The sequence below is a fragment of the Pirellulales bacterium genome, assembly GCA_019636345.1.
Classification (GTDB): Bacteria; Planctomycetota; Planctomycetia; order Pirellulales; family Lacipirellulaceae.
Map to the genome: position 1 here is coordinate 284,054 of JAHBXQ010000003.1, position 17,332 is coordinate 301,385.

Here is a 17,332-nt window from a genome sequence, read left to right on the forward strand (position 1 = left end):
CTATTGCTTGTAGAGAGCGGCTCCGTGCGATTGGCCTGCTCGGCGCTTGCGTTTCCCTCCCCGGCGATACGAAGGTACTTTCCCCATGCGACTCACGCTCCGCACGCTGCTGGCGTACATGGACGACATTCTCGACCCCACGGATCACGAAGAGCTGGGGCGAAAGATCGAGGCGAGCGATTTTGCGACCGAGCTGATCCACCGTTCGCGGGACGCTTCGCGCCGGCTGCGGCTGGGAGCGCCGCCGGTGCTGGCCGACGATGACGACATTCACGGCGGCGGCAGAGAGCTCGACCCCAATACGATGGCCGAGTACCTCGACAACGTCCTGCCGCCGGACGACGTCGCCGAGTTCGAGCGGGCGTGTCTTGCCCCGGGGAATCAAGGGGACATGCTGCTGGCCGAGGCGGTGTCGTGCCACCACGTCCTGACGATGGTGCTGGGCGAGCCGGCCGAGGTCGACGTCGATCTGCGGCGGCGGGTGTACGAGTTGGGCGCCGCGCCGAACCGCCCGGCCCAGTCGCTGCGGATCGAGCCGGCGCGCGTCCCGCGGACGACGATGCCGGAGGCTCCGGCCGCGACGCCCGCGCCGACCCCCGCAGCGGCGGCGGCGAGCCTGGCGCCGGATCACGTACCCGAATACCTGCGCGTGGCCGCGGAGATGCGCCGACGGAAGCGTCGCTTGGCGACGATGACCGCCGCCGCCGTGGTCGCGGGCGCCGTCGTGTGGTGGGCTTGGCCGACCGAGGTGGAGCTCCCCTCGGAAATGGCAGGGCTCGACACCGAGGAGTTTCTCGCGGGGGTGGACGTCGGCCCGGGCGATTCGTCGCCAGCGCCGGTCGCCCCCTCCGGGACTCCCCCCGCTTGGTCCCCTGAGAACGCGACCCCTGCGGCGGACGACGTCGAACCGGCCGCCGAGCCGGAACAGGCCCCCATGACGGCGGACTCGGTCGACCCGACGACTCGAGCGCCCGAGGCGGAGGACGACGCGCCTTTGCGCGCCCCCGGCGCCCCTGAGGACTCGGCCGAGGGCCCGTCGCTCGCCCCGGCGCCGAACGGCGTTCCCTCGATGCCGGACATCCCGCTCGGCCCGACCGAGGAAGTTGCTGACGAGCTTGCGGACGCGCCTGCCGACGCCGAACCCACGATGCCAGCGACTGATCCCGCGACGGCTTCGGCGTCGTCGACCTCTCCCCCGCGACTTGGGAGCGATCTGCCGCCAGTCCCGCCGACCGAGACCGACGAGGAGCCGCTCACCGGGCTGGAGCCGATGACCGAGGACCGGCCGGCCCCCTCCGCCGACGAAGCGACCCGCGTCGCCGGTCCGCGCCCCACCGGGACCTACCTGGGGATGATGGGCGCCTACGACATGCTGTTGGGATACGACGCTGACGGCCGGAAGTGGCGTCGGCTGGCGCCGCGCACGCCGTACGGCGACGGCTCGCGCCTGCTGACGCTGCCGACGTTCCGCACGATGACGAGCCTGCGCGACGCGAACGTCTACCTTGGCGGGGGCGCCGAACTTGAGCTGATCCCCGCAGGGGCGCTGCCGGGGTCGTCTCGGGGCGACTTCGCCGTAAGCGTCCCGCGCGGACGACTGATCATCAACTCGGGAATCAACGGCAATCGGTTCGATTTGGTCGTCGACGATCAGCCGCGGCGGGTCGAGCTCAATCCCTCCTCGACGCTGGCGATCGAGGTGCGGGGCGTATTCGTTCCGGGGCGGGATCCGGCCGACGGGCTGCCGCCGCGGACCATCCGCTGGCTGCTGACGACCGGCGGGGGGACGATCGCCGACGACCAAGGCGAGCAGAAGCTCGTCGCTCCGGTCGAGTGGATTTCCGCTCCTGGCGACTTCTCGGCGCCGCGGCCCATCGGCGAGCTGCCGGAATGGGTCGACCACGAACCGTTGACCGACGTCCAACGCCGCGCTCAGAAGAGCGTCGTCCAGGCGCTGGCGCCCGGAGCGCCGGTGGAGATCAAGCTGTTGGAGCTGACCGACCCCGCAGGCGCCGGACGGTTGCGCGAGGATCGCACCCTGGCCGCCGAGTGTGCGGCCCACGTCGGCTTGTACGAGCCGCTGATCAAGGCGCTCGGCGACGCCGATCAGAAAGCCTATTGGCGGCGGCTGCTGGACGTCATGCGGCAAATGCTGGCCACGGACTCCCAGGCGGCCGAGGCGCTTCGCGCCGACCTTGTCGGCCTGCGGGGCGAACGGGACGCGGCGCTGTTGTTCGAGATGATCCTCGGCTACGACCCGGCGGTCGTCGCCGCGACCCGGGAGGACTTCGAGTCCGGGGTTCTGGCTCGATTGATTCGCCGGCTCGACGGCAAGGACCTCGACGTCCGCGTGCTGGCGCTGGCCAATCTGAACGAGCTGACCGGCACCAACGGCCTGGGGGGGTATCAACCGTGGCAAACCGCATCGCAACGGGCCCGGGCGCTGCGGATCTACGACGACCGGCTCCGCAAGGGGGAACTGGCCCCGGTCGAGTAGCCCGGGGGGCAACTTGTCGTTCCCCCGTGGGAGATTACAGAGACCGCCGAGGCCGAAAGGGGCTCCGGGAACGGTCCGATTCCGCCTGAACGGGGCTTTGGTTCACCCTGAGCAATCTCTCGGGCGGGGGACCTTCCCCCGTTTGTGGCGATTCCGGCGAATCGCTAGAATGCGAATTCTGGTTCGGTTCCCGTGGGGCCGTCCCCCGCCGGCGTCCCCGCTCGGCGAGACGTGCATCGACGATTGACGCATTTCGGAGGCATCCGTGCAGATCAGCATCTCGACCCGACATGGCAGCCTCAGCGAGGCGTCCCGCGAGAAACTTGCGGCCAAGGCGGAGAAGCTGACGCGGTTCTTCGATCGGGTGACCGCGATCGAGATGACGGTCGATCTCAAGGACCAGCAGAAGCCGAAGGTCGATTTGCTGGTTTCGGTCGAGCATTTGCAGGACTTGGTCGCGCACGAGCAGGCGGAGAACCTGTTGTCGGCGGTCGAGTCGGCCGTGCAGAAGATCGAGCAGCAGCTTCGCAAGCACAAGGAACGAATCCACGAGCGCAGTCGCGACCCGGACGCGCGCCGGCACGAGCCGCCGATCGCGGTCGATGACAATGCAGACGAGAACGAGGAGTAGTCGCCCCCGCCGCGAGGCGACCCGCGGGCTGGCCCGGCCGGCAGCCGCGCACCGGTCGGACGCCGCGAATTCAATCACCAGGGGGCGGAGGCCCCCGCTCGCTGAGCCGGGATCTCCGGACTCATGGCAGATCGTTGAAACAAGGTACCCCCAGACATGAAGTTCGTTGACTTTATTTGCCGCGAGGCCATCCGCACGAATATCGAGGCCGATGCGAAGGAGGACGTCATTCGCCAAATGGCCGCGTCGCTCCTGGAAGCCAAGAAGATTTCTCAGGATCAGTTCGAGGGGATCGTCGAAGCGATCCTCAAGCGCGAGGAGTTGGGCAGCACCGGCATCGGCCGGGGCGTGGCCGTCCCCCACACCAAGCATCCCAGCGTCGGGGAGCTGGTCGGCGCCGTGGCGGTGAGCGACGAGGGGGTCGACTTCGACAGCCTCGACGGCGAGAAGGTGCATCTGCTGTTCATGCTGGTTTCGCCCCCCGATCGTCCCGGCGATCACCTGCGTGCGCTGGAGAACATTTCGCGTCAGTTGCGCGACGACACGTTTTGCCGATTCCTGCAGCAGACGAAGGACCCGGCCGACGTGTGGCAACTGTTGGAAGAAGCCGACAACAACCAATTTGGCAAGTGAGAATCGACTTGGCAGGCGTCTCGCCCCGAGCAGGATTCGCGTCAGCGAGGCCTTCCGGCGGTCGTCGCCTGTCGCCGCCGTATCATGTCAACGTCCGTAGCCGAGCAATGCGTGACCATCAAAGGGAAGGAAGGCCTGCACTTCCGCCCCGCGCAACTGCTGGTGCAACTGGCGTTGACGTTTGAATCAGAGATCGAAGTCGCGTACGAAGAGATGCGCGTCGACGGCAAGAGCATCATGCACCTGTTGACCTTGGGCGCCGGCCCGGGGGCCAACGTGCGGCTCATCGCCCGCGGCGCCGACGCCGTCGAGGCGATCGATGCGTTGTCGCGGCTCGTGGAAAGCGACTTCGATCAGCAGCAAGTCACCAGTCGCGACGGCGCGGCGGACGGTTCGTCCTGATTCGCAGGACGATTTCCTCCTCACAAGCCGGCGCCGACGAAACCGTAATCCGTGGAGCAAGCCGCGCCGCCATCCGTGCGACGATGCGGCGGACGCCACGCGCAAAAAAGCCCGTTCTGGAGTCGCCCGCTCGGAGATCCCCCCGGGGTTCCCGCGGACGCCGAGAATCGCATGACCGCCCGCAAGCGCCGCAGACGCCGAGTCGTCGGCTCCCGCGCGGCTCAGGTCGGCATGCGAGGCGCGACCCCGATTCGCGACGCTTCTTCGCGTGGCTCGCCGCCCCCGTGCCGGCGACGCGTTTGCGCCACCCGCGCGAGCGCATCATGCAATCACTCCAGGGCATCGCCGTTTCGCCGGGGGTCGCGATCGGCGAAGCGCTTGTCCTCGACAACGAGGGCTTTCGCATCCCGCGTCGCTTCTTGCCCCGCGACGCCGTGGCTTCGGAGCTCGAGCGGCTCGACCATGCGCTCACAGCGTCCGCCGCCGAGGTCGAGCGCAATCGCGACCGCGTCCAGAGCCAACTCGGCGACGAGTACGCCGCCATCTTTTCCGCTCACCTGCAGATGCTCACCGATCGCCGGCTGCGGCAGGAGATCGACGAGCTGATCCGCACGCGCCACTACTCGCCCGAGTACGCGGTGAGCCGCTCGCTGCGCAAGTACGCCAAGGTCTTTCAGGAGATCAAAGGCGAGTACATGAGCGAGCGGGCGAACGACATTTTCGACATCGAGAAGCGAATCCTGCGCAACCTGCTGGGGATGCGCCGCGAGGAGCTGTCGCAGATCACCTCGCCGGTGCTGGTGCTGGCGCGGAATCTGACCCCCAGCGAGACGGCCAATCTCAACCCGCAGTTCGTCCTGGGATTGGTCACCGAGACCGGCGGTCCCGGCAGCCACACGGCGATCGTCGCCGAGGGGCTCGGCATCCCCGCCGTCGTGGGAGTGGGGGCGTTTCTCACCGACGTCTCGGGGGGCGACACGGTGATCGTCGACGGCGATCAGGGGCTCATCATCCTCGACCCCGACGAGGAGACGCTCGCCCGCTATCGCCACGAGGTCGAGGAGCAGCGGCATCTCGCCGAGAAGCTGGAGCAGCTCCGCGAGCTTCCCGCGGTGACGCTCGACGAGGTCGACGTGCAGTTGCTGGGAAACATCGAGTTTCCCGGCGAGGTGCAGCAGTGTCTCGACCGCGGCGCCGACGGCATCGGACTGTATCGCACCGAGTTTTTGTACCTGGGACGGGACGACGACCCCAGCGAACAGGCCCACTACGAGGCGTACCGCGAGGTCGCCGAGGCGATGGGGGATCGACCGGTCGTCATCCGGTCGCTCGACCTGGGGGCCGACAAGATGCGGACCCTGCCCGATCCCGAGGACGAACGGAATCCGTTCTTGGGCCTGCGCAGCATTCGATTGGCGTTGAAGAACCGCGACCTGTTTCGCACGCAGTTGCGGGCCATCCTGCGCGCCAGTTCGCACGGCGACATCAAGCTGATGTTCCCGCTGATCGGGACGCTGATGGAACTGCGGCAGGCGAAGATGGTGCTCGCCGACGCGATGGAGGATTTGGAGGAGGACGGCATCGCGTTCGATCGCGAGATGAAGGTGGGGATGATGGTCGAGGTCCCCGCCGCCGTGATGATGATGGACATGTTCGTGCACGAGGTCGATTTCTTCAGCATCGGCACGAACGACCTCATCCAGTACTGCCTGGCGGTCGACCGCAGCAACAAGGACGTGGCCGCGCTCTACACGGCGGCCGATCCCGCGGTGCTGCGGATGATTCACATGGCGATTACGACCGCCGACAAGCACGGCGTCCCGATCAGCATGTGCGGCCAGATGTGCGGCAGCCCCATGTACACGATGCTGCTGTTGGGGATGGGGTTGCGCACGATGAGCGTCACCCCCTCGGCCGTGCCGGAAATCAAGCGGGTTTGCCGCAGCGTGTCGATCGACCAGTGCAAGCGGGTCGCCAAGCACGCGTTGAAGCTGGACAACGCCCGCGACATCAAGACGTTTTTGAAAGAAGAGTTGATGAAAGTGTTCCCCGAGTTCCCGGTCTGACGCGACCGGCGAACTCGCGGCAATTGCAATTCAGAACGTTTCGCCACGGAGAAGAGCGAAGAAGGGCGGAGAAGAGCGGCGAACCATGCTTGGCCATGACGATTGAGCACGCACGGTCAACGGCAATTCGTCGTTCGCGTCGGCCAATTTGCGTCTGGCGTCGTTCCTGCGAGTCCTCCGCGCCTCCGTGACGAATCGAAAACCACAAGCTCGCCGACGCTTGGCCGGCTCCTGCGCCGCCGTCGGCTGAAGCCCTCATTCACAGAAAGACATCGTTTCTATGAAGCAAGAAATGTTGATCAACGTCGCGCAGCCGGAGGAATGCCGGATTGCGATCGTCGAGGACGGCTTGCTGGAAGAGCTGTACGTCGAACGGAGCAGCCAGAACAACTTCGTCGGCAACATCTATAAGGGCAAGATCGTCAATCTCGAACCGAGCATCCAGGCGGCGTTCGTCGATTTCGGCGTCGGACGCAACGGGTTTTTGCACATCAGCGACGTCGAGTCGCAGTACTTTCGCCAAGGGGGCTACGACCCCGACAAGGAAATCTCGCGCGGCGGCGGGCGGAGCCATGCCGACGAGGACGACGGGGGGGACGAGGACGAGCTCGACGAGGTCGGCGAGAACGGCCGCAGCAGCTCGCGCAACGGCCACGGCAAGCGGATGCGCCCCGGCGTGCGTCCGCGCGTGAAGCCGCCCATTCAGGAGATCTTTCGCCGCGGCGACGAAGTGCTCGTGCAGGTCATCAAGGAAGGGATCGGCACCAAGGGGCCGACGTTGTCCACCTACATCAGCATCCCGGGGCGGTATCTGGTGCTGATGCCCGCCTTGGGGCGGATCGGCGTGTCGCGCAAGATCGAGGACGAGGACGCCCGCCGCCGGTTGCGCGACATCCTCCGCGAACTGAACCCCCCCAAGGGACTGGGCTTCATCGTCCGCACCGCCGGAACCGACCGCACCAAGCGCGAGCTGTCGCGCGACTTGGCGTACTTGGTGCGGCTGTGGAAGGTGATCGTTCGCCGGATCAAGAAGACCCCGGCGCCGTGCGACGTGTACGAAGAAAGCGACATGATCATCCGCACGATCCGCGACATCTTCACCGCGGACGTCGACTCGATCCAAATCGACCAACCCGAGGCGTTCGAGCGGGCCAAGGAATTTCTCCAGTTCGTCATGCCGCGCTACACCAACCGGCTGCAACTGTACGAAGGTAAGGAGCCGATCTTCCATCGCTATCGGCTTGACGAGGAGATCGCGCTGATCAACCAGCGCAAGGTGCCGCTCAAGAACGGCGGTTCGCTGGTCATCGACCAGACCGAGGCCTTGGTGGCGATCGACGTCAACAGCGGCAACTTCCGCACCGACGGATCGGCCGAGGACAGTGCGTTTCAGCTCAACATGATCGCCGCCCGCGAGATCGCCCGGCAACTGCGGCTGCGCGACCTGGGGGGGGTGGTCGTCAACGACTTCATCGACATGCGCAAGGAACGCCACCGCCGGACGGTCGAGCGGACGTTGCGCGAGGCGGTCAAGCGCGACCGGGCCCGCACGAAGATCCTCCGCACGAGCCCGTTCGGTTTGATCGAGATGACTCGGCAGCGGATTCGCCCCAGCCTGAAGCGCAGCGTCTACAAAGAATGTCCGGCGTGCAACGGCTCGGGGCTCGTGAAGAGCGCCGAAAGCATGGCGATCGAGGTGATTCGCAAGCTGATCATGTGCGCCCATCACGAACGCGTCGCGCGGATCGCGGTGACCGTCGAGGAAGAGGTGGCCAGCTACATCAACAACCGCAAACGCCGCGAGCTGACCCGGCTGGAGGACGAGCACAACGTCCAGGTCCTGGTCCTGAGCCGCGAAGACCTCAGCCCCGAGTTCCTCAAAATCGAATGCGAGGACGCCGCGGGCCGGGAGGTGAAGGTGGAGGGGATGTAGACCTGCTGGGGAACCTGCTGTCTCGGGGGAAGCGGCTCAGCGGTCCGACTTGCCCCCCCCTCGACGGGGCTCGAAAACCTGCTAAACTGCGTGGCTCGCGCAAGCTCCGGGGCTCTTTCTGCAGGGTCTTTTGCTTCGCAAGTCCTTTGACGACAAGATTTTGGGATATTTAGCGATGTACGCGATCATTTCCGACGGCGGGCGGCAGTTTAAGGTGGAAGAAGGTCAGGAGCTGACCATCGATTACCGGGCCGACGCCGCCGCGGGGGAGAAACTTACCTTTGATCAGGTCCTGGCCGTGAGCGACGGCGCCGGGTCCGTGAAGCTCGGTTCCCCCGCGCTGGCCGGGGCGAGCGTGACGGCCGAAGTGATCGGCCCCGCCAAGGGCCCCAAGCTGGTCATCCAGAAACTGCGTCGCCGCAAGAACCACCGCCGCAAGACGGGGCATCGCTCGGTGTTGACCAAGGTGCGGATCAGCGCGATCGCCGGGGGCTGAGTTTCCCTGAACGGCGTCGAGGAACGAATCACTTCCCGCGGCCGCGTCGCACGTGCGATGCGGCCGCGGTTTTTTTGGCGCGATTGCTAGCGGCATGGCGTCGGCGGGACGAGCGCGCCAGAATGAGCGGAGGTCGCCCGCCGCGTCGAGTCCTCTCCCCCCAATTGTCCATGTGCTGTTCGCCACGCTCGTTGCGGATCTTGATGCTTGCCGCCGCGTGGCTGGCCGCGGGGACTGCAGCTTGGGCGCAACCGACGCCGGCGCCGCCGGCGGGCGCGATCGCGCAGCCGTCGACGACTCCGGCGGCAGGTTCCGTCGAGGTCCCCGCGAACGGGACTCCTCCCGCGCCGCCGACCGAGGGCGAGGCCGACGAGGCCGGCGCCGCGCTTTGGGAACCGCACAACAAGGCGTGGCTCGCCGAGCGGATTGCGCGGCTCGAAACGTTGGGACTCGCCGAGGAGGACAAGAAGGCCGCGCTGGCGAGCTATCAGGAAGCGCTTGAGTCCCGCGCGACGACGTTCCGCTTTCGCGACCAGATCAAGGCGTATCGCAAGGAGCTTGAGGAGCGAGACGGGCTGCTGGAGAAGGGCAAGGCGCAGTTTGCGGCGCCGCTGCCGTCGCCCTCGCCGTTGCCGACGACCTTGCCCGAGCTGGAAGCGCGGGTGTTGGAGCTGGAGCAGCAGTCGCGCGATCTGGCGGCTCGTCGCGACGAGGCGGCGGCGAAGTTGAAGGCGCGCGGGGCGATGATCGGGTCGATCCCCAAGCAGATCACCGACACCCAGACGCAACTGCGCAAGCTCGAGGAGCAGATCGCGGGCCTGGCCTCAGGACCAGTCGAGGGGGAGGTCGAAGCGGCGGCGATCGTCGCCTTGGTCAATCGACGGCAGGCGCTGCAGGAGACGATCCTCAAGCTGCAACAGGAGCAACTGGTCGTCGCGAACAGCGAACTGGTCCAACTGGAGTTGGACATGTCGACGCGCGAGCTGGCGGCGCTCGACAAGCAGCTGACGCAGGCCCGGACCGAAAGGAATCGCCTGCAGCAGGCCGAGGCCGATCGCCAAGCCCGCGAGGCGGCGCAGGCGGCCGAGGTCGAGCGTCCCAAGCCGATCGCCGCCTTGGCCGACCGCAACGCGGCGCTGGCGGCTCAGCGGAAAGAGCTGACGGCGAAGCTGACCGCGCTCGCCACGGAGCGGGGACTGCGCGAGTCGCAGCGTGCGGCTTTGCAAAAGGACTACGACAACACTCGGGCGCGGATCGACGCGTCGGGGTTGGGGATCAGCGCCGGCAATCTGCTCTTGCGACAGAAGAACGAGTTGCCGAACGTACGGGATTTGAGGAATTCCGCGGCCGATCGGCTCGACGAGGTCGCGCGGTTGACGTTCGAGAACTACGGGCTGGTCGACGAGCAGGCGGCGCTGGCCAACGTCGACGGGAAGGTCGAATCGCTTCTGGCGGCCCTTGAGGGTCAGCGAGTTCAGGAGGCCGAGGTGCGGCGGCTGCTGGACGATCAGCGAAAGTTCCTGAACGACCTTGTCGAGGACACGAAAAAATACGGCTTCCTTCTCAACACGGTCGCGGCTGAAGAAGAGGCCCTGGCCGCATTGGCCACGGAGTACGGAGAGTACATCGCCCAACGAGTGCTGTGGATTCGCAACGCCCCGGCGATGAATCCGTGGGAGGAGTTGCCGTTGGCGGCGGACGCGGCGCGGTGGAGCCTGGATCCGCGGAAGTGGCGCGAGGCGGGCGACGAGATCGCGGGGTCGTTTCAGCGCCACCCGACGGTCTCGGCCTTGGCGATTCTGGCGATTCTCGTGGTGATGTTTCTCCAGCGTCGCGCCCGGCGCGGGTTGCGCGAAGCGGGAGCCGTCGCCGCCAAGCGGACCTGCGCCGAGTTTCAACCCACGTTGCGGGCCCTGGCTTACACGGTGCTGATCGCGTTGCCTTGGCCCGCGCTGCTGTGGTTCGTCGGGTGGTCGCTGGACAATCCCGGGGGACACTCCGACTTCGTCCAATCGCTGTCGGGTTCAACGCGGATCGTCGCCTGGTGCCTGTTGCTGTTGGAGGTGCTGCGGGCGCTGTGCCGCGGGGCGGGGCTGGCCGACGCCCATTTCGAGTGGCCCGAGCCGTGCCTGGCGCAAATCCGCCGGCATGCGCGGTGGCTGACCGCCGCGGGGCTGCCGCTGGTGCTGTGGACCGCCGGGCTCGATCTGCAGCAGACCGAGCCGCTGTACAGCAGTTCGCTGGGGCGGATGTGCTTCATTGCGCTCATGCTGCTGTTGGCGTATTTGTTGGAACGGATGCTCATGGGCCGCAAGAGCCCGTTTCGGCAACTCCTGAGCGGCGATCGGGGCTGGCTGGCCCCGCTGGAGCATGTGTGGCGCCCGGCGACGGTGCTGCTGCCCGCGGCGCTGGCGGTGCTCGCGGCGACGGGATACTACTTCTCGGCTCAACAGGCGGCGGTACGGTTGGTGCAATCGGTCGTGCTGATGCTGGCGGTGCTCGCAGCCGGGGGGCTCACGCGTCGGCTGTTGCTGGTCAACCGGCGCAGTCTGGCCCGCGAACAAGCCAAACAGCGGCGCGCACAACTCGCGGCGGCGGCCGCCGCGGCCGCCGCGAGCGCGGCCGGCGAGGGGGAATCGTCGTCGCCGGTCGCCCTCGAGCTGCCGACGGCGGATCTCGTCGAGGAGACCGTCGACCTTGCGGCGCTCAGCGAGCAGACCCAGAAGCTCGTTCGCACGTGCCTGGCGCTCGCCACGGCGGCGGGGCTGTATCTCATTTGGCGCGAGCTGTTGCCGGCGGTGGCCTATCTGAGCGAACGATCGCTGCTGCCGGGGTTCGCCCTCACCTGGGCTCAGGCGCTGCAGTGCGCCGTCGTGCTGGCGATTACCTACGTCGCGGTGCGCGACATCCCCGCGCTGTTGGAACTGGCGATCCTGCAGCGGTTGCCGCTCGACAGCGGTTCGCGCTACGCCCTGACGTCGATCACCCGATACTTGCTGTGCTCGATGGGGATCGTCATGGCGTACAAGTCGCTCGGCTACACGGGGGAGAACATCCAGTGGCTGGTCGCCGCGATGGGCGTCGGCCTGGGCTTCGGTCTGCAGGAGATCTTCGCCAACTTCGTCTCGGGCATCATTCTGTTGTTCGAGCGCCCGATTCGCGTGGGGGACGTCATCACCCTGGGCGACAAGACCGGCGCGGTGACGCGCATCCGCATGCGGGCCACTACGATCGTCGATTGGGATCGCAAGGAGTACATCGTCCCCAACAAGCATTTGGTGACGGAGAAGTTGTTGAACTGGACGCTCAGCGACCAAACGAACCGGCTGATGGTGAACGTGGGGGTCGCCTACGGCAGCGACACGGAGCTTGCGTGCCGGCTGCTGGTCGAGGCGGCCCGCGAACAGCCCGCCGTGCTGGTCGAGCCCGCCCCCGTCGCCGCGTTCGAGGGGTTCGGCGACAGCTCGCTCAACCTGTCGTTGCGGGCCTATCTGCCGTCGCTGGAGAACCGACTGGCGACGATCCACGGCCTGCACACGACGATCGATCGCAAGTTCCGCGCGGCGGGCCTGGAAATCCCCTTCCCGCAACGGGATCTGAACTTGCGACACGTCCCCCCGGGCTGGCTGGCGGCCGCTGATCGCGAAGCCCCCGGGCTGGGGCGCGAGCCCGTCGCCGGCCTCGGCAACGGGCTTCCTGCCCAGGGGGGGAACGGCCCAGGCCGCGACTCGGCGTCCGTTTCGGGGGCCTCCGGGAGCGAAAAATAATTTTCGGCAGCGTGACGCAGCCCGCGGAGAGAGTATGGTGAAGGTTCTTCCGCCGGGGGGTCGGACGCCTCGGGGAGAGCGACCCGTTTGAGTGCGCGACGACGCGCCGTTCCCTCCGAACAGAGCAGGCCATGAAGCGACGTGATTTTCTCCGTTGGTCGGCGGCGGCCGCGTGCTCGAGCGCCGGCGCCGCGGCCATCGCCGCCTCGGCCTCCGAAACGAACGAGGCGCCCGCGGCCGACAAGTCGGCCGCGCAGGACGCAGCCGCTGAGCAGCCGAAACCGACGGAGACGCCCCAGGCCGAGCCGCCCGCCGCGTCGTCGCCGCAAACGCTGCTGGAGTGGCGCACCTATCAGGTGAGCGACGAAAAGCAGCAGTCCGTCGTGGCCAAGCACTTGGTCGAGGCGGCTCTCCCCGCGTGGGAGCGGCTGGGAATCGGGCCGGTGGGGGCGTTCACCGAGGTGGGCGACGATGCGCAGCCGTGCCTCCACTTGCTGCTGACGTACGTCGACGCCGCCCAATTCGCGGCGGCCCGCGCCGAGCTTGAGGCCGACGAGAAATACCGAGCCGCCGCGGCCGAGTACTTGGCGTCGGCGAAGGACGCGCCGGCGTTCGTGCGAATCGAGAGCGAGTTGATGCTCAGCTTTGCCGGCATGCCCAAGCCCGAGGCGCCGAAGAAGAAGCCCCGGCTGTACGAGATGCGGACCTACGAGAGCCACAGCGAAACGAAGGCGCGCCGCAAGATCGAGATGTTCAACGACGGCGAAATTGCGATCTTCCGCGATTGCGGGTTCGAGCCGGTGTTTTTCGGCGAAACGCTGGTCGGACCCCGGCTGCCGAATTTGAAGTACATGCTTGCCGCGGCCGACGTCGAGGCGAACAAGATCGGGTGGGAGAAGTTCCAGAAGCACCCCGAGTGGGTCAAGATGCGCGACCTGCCGAAGTACGCCGACACGGTCTCGCAGATCGAGAAAAAGTTCCTGGTGCCGACCGACTTCTCCCAATTGTAGCGACCGCCGAAGCCGAACCGCCGTTTCGATCCGGGTGTGCCGTTTCGCACGCGCCGGCGATCGGGCGGCTGTTTGCAACTCGGAACTCGGGCGAAACGACCGTCTCGTTGCTCGGCACGCGGCTTGCAATCCAAGTCCTGTGCGCAGGTTTCGTTTCAAGAGTCGACCGCCAGCGGCGGGCGCTGATTCCCGGCGAATGACGAAGGGGGCTTTTCGAGGCCTGCCGCGTGCTGCATCGGCGGCTAGCGCCGTCCGCTCGTGGTTTGGGGCAAAGCACTCGTGACTCTGCACACCGCAGAGAAAGGAGAGACGTCATGTCCGTCAGCCATTCACCGGCCGCTGGAATCGCCCTGGAACGAGCCCTAAGGCATTGGCGCGAACGGGGCGTCCTGCTCGAACGCGAATTGGCCGAAGCCGAGCCCGAGCCGCTGACGATCGCCATCAGCCGGCAATGCGGCGCCGGGGCCTTGGCGGTCGGCAACGCCATTGGCGAGCGGCTCGACTGGCCGGTGTACGACCGGCAGCTCGTCGATCGCATCGCCGAAGATGCGGGGGTCCGGGCGACGCTTCTCGGTTGTCTCGACGAGAAGCGGCCCAACTGGTTCGTCACGGGCATCTCGTCGTTCAACCTCGACAAGACGATGTCGCCGGTGGGCTACGCGATGCGGATGCGCGACGTGCTGTTGGGGCTGGCCGGTCACGGACGGTGCGTCGTCATCGGCCGCGGGGCCGCCCAGTTGCTCCCTCCGGCGACGACATTGCGACTGCGGCTGATCGCCCCCCGGGCCTACCGAGTCGCACACGTCGCGGCGCAGTTGTCGCTCGACTCCGCGGCGGCGGGCCGCTACGTCGACGACATGGATCAGGGTCGCGACTCGTTCGTCAGGACCCACTTCCGCCGCGACCCGTGCGACGTCGCCGGTTACGACCTGACGATCGACACCTCGCGGATCGACGTCGCCACGTGCGCCGAACTTGCGATCACTGCGATGGAATCGCTGAGGCGGGCGAAACGCGATTGACGCCGCGCTCTCCGCTTCGAGCTCCGCCGGATTGCCGAACGAGGCTGCGTTGGTCGCTGCTACGTTGGTCGTCGCTGTGCCGATCGCCGTGCATGTCGCGAACGTTCGCGGCGAGTTGAAAACGCCGCACGCGAACTCGCGCCAAGCGTGCGCGCCAGAGCCGAACGAGTCAGAGCCGAACGAGTCAGTTCGGCCGCGCGCGAAGCGAAAAAGCGGGGAGGACATCCGAGTCGCGAGTTTCCTCGCCGACTGTCGATCCAGTCAGTCATCGCCCCCCGATAGCGCTTCGGCCCGCATGATTCGGACCGCTTGTACCGGCGTTTGCGAGCACGGTCGGCTCGCGTTGGAGGACGAATCGGCGCAACGGCGGCGCGAAAGTTTCATCGCAGCGTGCAGCGAAGGAGGGTGCATCGACTGATGCAAGCGCCCCGGCAGCTCGACCAACGTCCGCTCGCAAGACTTCGAGAGTCGAGCCGTTTCCAACGGCGTGCGCTCGCTCTGCCCTGCGACGCTGAAGAAAATCACAACGGCGACGGCTGCCGCGGTTGTGCAAAAGTAGTTACGCGAATCATCTGTTTCCAACTGGCGTCATTTTGCGGAGTTGGCAGGAACTGTCAAGCAACTTTTTTCAAACGAGATGCGTTCCCCAATTGTTCTGGGGATTGCTGAAGCAGCACGACGAACGGCGTCGATTTTTCGCAAGAGAATTGCGCGGTTTTCGACGCGGCGGAAACCGCAGAGGATCACGGATTGCGCGGCGTCGATATGCGCCCGTCGACGTTCGTCCGCAGGGGGTCTCGCGGGGCGTTTGCGCGGTTATCATAAGGTTCCTCCCCGCCGCGGGGTCGTCGATACGGCGCTGCTAGCATGCGGCGTACCGATCGGAGTTCGCGTTGCCCCGTCGCTTTCGTCGCCGTCGATTCGCGCATGACTGCACTTCCGACTGATTCGTCGTTCGCTGGGTTGGCCGTTGCCGCATTCGAGAGTCGCCGCGCCGCCGATACGACCGGCATGATCGAGCGCTTCGGGGGTCGGGCGTTCGTCAGCCCGTCGATGCGCGAGCTGCCGTTGCCCGACGTCCGGCCGGTGGTCGAGTTCGCCCATCGATTGTTGGCGGGGCAGATCGACGCGGTCGTCTTTCTGACAGGCGTCGGCGCCCGGCAGATGATCGACGTCGTCGCCAAGCATGTCGGCCGACAGCGATTTCTCGACACCCTGTCGGACGTGAAGACGATCGTTCGCGGCCCGAAGCCGCTTGCAGCGCTCAAGGAGTGGGGGATCAAGCCGTCGGTCGTCGTCCCCGAACCGAACACCTGGCGCGAGGTGTTGGCGACGCTCGACGCCGAGCCGAGCCTGTCGCTGGCCAATATGCGGATTGCCGTGCAGGAATACGGCGTTCCGAACGTCAGCCTTGTCGCCGGCTTGGAAGCGCGCGGCGCCATCGTCGAATCGTTCCAAGTGTACATGTGGGACTTGCCCGAGGACGTCGAGCCGTTGCGCGCCAACGTGCGGCGGATCATCGCCGGGGAAATCGACGTCGCGATGTTCACCTCGGCGCAACAGGTGAAGCATCTGCTGCAGGCGGCCGGGGAGTCGGGATTGGAGGCGTCTCTGCGCGCGGCGCTCGCGCGCGTCGTCGTCGCCTCGGTGGGACCGACCACCAGCGAGATGCTCGCCGCGTGCAATCTGCCGGTCGACTTCGCCCCGTCGCATCCGAAGCTGGGCCATCTCGTCGCGGAGACCGCCCAGCGCGCCGAGGAGCTCGTGCGGCGCAAGCGGGCCCTGGCCGCGGTCGCCGTTCGTCCTGTCGCGGCGTCCTCCGCCGCCGGACCTGCGCCGGCGTGGCGCGACAGCCCGTTCCTGCGGGCGTGCCGCCGCGAACCGGTTCCGTACACCCCCGTCTGGCTCATGCGCCAAGCGGGCCGCTACATGGCCGAGTACCGCGCGGTCCGCGCGGGGCAGTCGTTCCTCGAACTCTGCAAGAACCCGCAGTTGTGCAGCGAGGTGATGTGCACCGCGGTCGAGAAGCTGGGGGTCGACGCGGCGATCATTTTCTCGGACTTGTTGCCGATCCTGGAGCCGATGGGATTGGACCTGGAGTTCGCCCCCGGCGACGGACCGCAAATACACAACCCCGTGCGCGAGTCGGCCGACGTCGATCGGTTCATGGAGTTGGAGAGCGTCGATGCGCTCCATTACGTGTTCGAGACCGTGGCGCAGACTCGCCGCGACTTGCCGGAGCAGATCCCGCTGATCGGCTTCGCGGGGGCGCCGTTCACGCTGGCCAGCTACGCGATCGAAGGCGCCGGCAGCCGAAACTATCTCCATACCAAGACGCTCATGTACCGCGCGCCCGAGGCGTGGCGCGAACTGATGGGACGGCTGGCGCGATCGATTGCTCGGTACCTCAACGCCCAGATCGCCGCCGGGGCGCAAGCCGTGCAGTTGTTCGACAGTTGGGTCGGCTGTCTGGGTCCCGACGACTATCGTACGTACGTGCTGCCCCACGTGCGCGAGCTGGTGGCGCTGCTGACGCCCGGGACGCCGCTGATCCATTTCGGCACGGGCAACCCCGCGCTGTTGCCGCTGCAGGCCGAGGCGGGGGGCGACGTCGTGGGGCTCGACTGGCGCGTCGACTTAGCCGCGGGATGGGACGCCGTCGGCTGCGATCGGGCCGTGCAGGGGAATCTCGACCCGACGGTGCTCTTGGCCGACCGAGCGACGATCCGCACGCGCGTTCAACGCATCCTCGCCGCCGCGGCCGGCCGCCCGGGGCATATTTTCAACCTCGGCCACGGCGTGCTGCAGCAGACGCCTGTGGAGAACGCCCAAGCGGTGGTCGAGTTGGTGCATGAGTTGAGCGCACGGTGAGGAC

11 protein-coding genes are annotated in these 17,332 nt (G+C 66.9%); all 11 read left to right on the top strand.

Annotation, left to right across the window (positions count from 1 at the left end; genetic code table 11):
- Nucleotides 1–85: 85 nt before the first annotated feature.
- A complete protein-coding gene (locus tag KF688_08895; protein ID MBX3425783.1) occupies nucleotides 86–2,497 on the top strand; it encodes a hypothetical protein in 2,412 nt (803 codons plus the stop codon).
- Between the two features lie 265 nt (nucleotides 2,498–2,762).
- On the top strand, nucleotides 2,763–3,128 hold the full coding sequence (gene raiA, locus KF688_08900) for a ribosome-associated translation inhibitor RaiA (protein ID MBX3425784.1): 366 nt from the start codon (nucleotides 2,763–2,765) through the stop codon (nucleotides 3,126–3,128).
- A 156-nt stretch (nucleotides 3,129–3,284) separates the two neighbouring features.
- Nucleotides 3,285–3,761 carry a PTS sugar transporter subunit IIA gene (locus KF688_08905; GenBank protein MBX3425785.1) on the top strand — a complete coding sequence of 159 codons (477 nt, stop codon included), beginning with the start codon at nucleotides 3,285–3,287 and terminating at the stop codon, nucleotides 3,759–3,761.
- A 111-nt stretch (nucleotides 3,762–3,872) separates the two neighbouring features.
- Nucleotides 3,873–4,163 (top strand): HPr family phosphocarrier protein, encoded by a 291-nt coding sequence (locus KF688_08910; protein MBX3425786.1) that lies wholly within the window; start codon nucleotides 3,873–3,875, stop codon nucleotides 4,161–4,163.
- 323 nt (nucleotides 4,164–4,486) lie between these two features.
- Complete coding sequence (ptsP, locus tag KF688_08915) at nucleotides 4,487–6,229, top strand: phosphoenolpyruvate--protein phosphotransferase (protein ID MBX3425787.1); 1,743 nt, start codon at nucleotides 4,487–4,489, stop codon at nucleotides 6,227–6,229.
- A 280-nt stretch (nucleotides 6,230–6,509) separates the two neighbouring features.
- Nucleotides 6,510–8,162: an Rne/Rng family ribonuclease gene (locus KF688_08920; GenBank protein ID MBX3425788.1), complete on the top strand. Its 1,653-nt coding sequence runs from the start codon at nucleotides 6,510–6,512 to the stop codon at nucleotides 8,160–8,162.
- A gap of 175 nt (nucleotides 8,163–8,337) precedes the next feature.
- Nucleotides 8,338–8,658: a 50S ribosomal protein L21 gene (gene rplU / locus KF688_08925; protein ID MBX3425789.1), complete on the top strand. Its 321-nt coding sequence runs from the start codon at nucleotides 8,338–8,340 to the stop codon at nucleotides 8,656–8,658.
- Between the two features lie 170 nt (nucleotides 8,659–8,828).
- Nucleotides 8,829–12,425 (top strand): mechanosensitive ion channel, encoded by a 3,597-nt coding sequence (locus tag KF688_08930; GenBank protein ID MBX3425790.1) that lies wholly within the window; start codon nucleotides 8,829–8,831, stop codon nucleotides 12,423–12,425.
- Nucleotides 12,426–12,556: 131 nt separating this feature from the next.
- Nucleotides 12,557–13,435: an NIPSNAP family protein gene (locus KF688_08935; protein MBX3425791.1), complete on the top strand. Its 879-nt coding sequence runs from the start codon at nucleotides 12,557–12,559 to the stop codon at nucleotides 13,433–13,435.
- Between the two features lie 314 nt (nucleotides 13,436–13,749).
- Nucleotides 13,750–14,457, top strand: a complete 708-nt coding sequence (locus KF688_08940; protein MBX3425792.1) for a cytidylate kinase-like family protein — start codon at nucleotides 13,750–13,752, stop codon at nucleotides 14,455–14,457.
- Nucleotides 14,458–15,384: 927 nt separating this feature from the next.
- Nucleotides 15,385–17,328 carry a uroporphyrinogen decarboxylase gene (gene hemE / locus KF688_08945; GenBank protein ID MBX3425793.1) on the top strand — a complete coding sequence of 648 codons (1,944 nt, stop codon included), beginning with the start codon at nucleotides 15,385–15,387 and terminating at the stop codon, nucleotides 17,326–17,328.
- The last annotated feature ends 4 nt before the right edge of the window (nucleotides 17,329–17,332 follow it).

What these genes read in the sequence shown, in the direction of transcription:
- KF688_08895 (MBX3425783.1), top strand. Translation starts at nt 86, where the DNA reads ATGCGACTCACGCTCCGCACGCTGCTGGCGTACATGGACGACATTCTC.
- KF688_08905 (MBX3425785.1), top strand. Translation starts at nt 3,285, where the DNA reads ATGAAGTTCGTTGACTTTATTTGCCGCGAGGCCATCCGCACGAATATC.
- ptsP (MBX3425787.1), top strand. Translation starts at nt 4,487, where the DNA reads ATGCAATCACTCCAGGGCATCGCCGTTTCGCCGGGGGTCGCGATCGGC.
- KF688_08920 (MBX3425788.1), top strand. Translation starts at nt 6,510, where the DNA reads ATGAAGCAAGAAATGTTGATCAACGTCGCGCAGCCGGAGGAATGCCGG.
- rplU (MBX3425789.1), top strand. Translation starts at nt 8,338, where the DNA reads ATGTACGCGATCATTTCCGACGGCGGGCGGCAGTTTAAGGTGGAAGAA.
- KF688_08930 (MBX3425790.1), top strand. Translation starts at nt 8,829, where the DNA reads ATGTGCTGTTCGCCACGCTCGTTGCGGATCTTGATGCTTGCCGCCGCG.
- KF688_08935 (MBX3425791.1), top strand. Translation starts at nt 12,557, where the DNA reads ATGAAGCGACGTGATTTTCTCCGTTGGTCGGCGGCGGCCGCGTGCTCG.
- KF688_08940 (MBX3425792.1), top strand. Translation starts at nt 13,750, where the DNA reads ATGTCCGTCAGCCATTCACCGGCCGCTGGAATCGCCCTGGAACGAGCC.
- hemE (MBX3425793.1), top strand. Translation starts at nt 15,385, where the DNA reads ATGACTGCACTTCCGACTGATTCGTCGTTCGCTGGGTTGGCCGTTGCC.